Source organism: Mesorhizobium sp. M7A.F.Ca.AU.001.01.1.1, assembly GCF_004022735.1.
GTDB lineage: Bacteria > Pseudomonadota > Alphaproteobacteria > Rhizobiales > Rhizobiaceae > Mesorhizobium > Mesorhizobium ciceri.
Map to the genome: position 1 here is coordinate 1 of NZ_RZPF01001338.1, position 519 is coordinate 519.

Here is a 519-nt window from a genome sequence, read left to right on the forward strand (position 1 = left end):
GTGGTGCGCGATACCGCCGCAGGCGGCGCCATCACTGTCACCACCGGCGCGGTAACGGCGCTGGCCGGCAGCAAGGACGCCATCGATATCCAGGCGCAGTCGACGACCGGCAATGTCACGGCGCTGGCGAACGGCGACATTAAGTCGGGCAATGCCGGCATCGTCACCGCGATCTTCCCAGCTGCCGCAACTGGCAACATCAACGTGACGGCCAATGGTGCCATCGGCGCACGATTCGGCGTCGACGCGGAGAACTTAGGCTCCGGCTCGACGACGGTGAAGACGGTCGGTCCGGTAACCGCGACGTCGGGCAATGGTGTCTACGCGCGCACCACCGGCGGCAGTGTGTTGGTGAACGCCGGCGCGGTGTCCTCAACGGGCAATACGGCGATCATCGCGCGTCAGACCAACGCGGCGGGCGCCGGCACAGTTGGTGTGACGACCACCGGCGCGGTGTCGGGCCTGACCGGCATCGAAGCGACCAATAGCGGCACCGGCACGGTCACGGTGACTGCCAAC

At 67.2% G+C, this 519-nt stretch carries 1 pseudogene; it reads left to right on the forward strand.

Annotated elements, in window-relative coordinates:
- Positions 1-519, forward strand: a pseudogene (locus EN884_RS38050) (autotransporter outer membrane beta-barrel domain-containing protein); the annotation flags it as partial.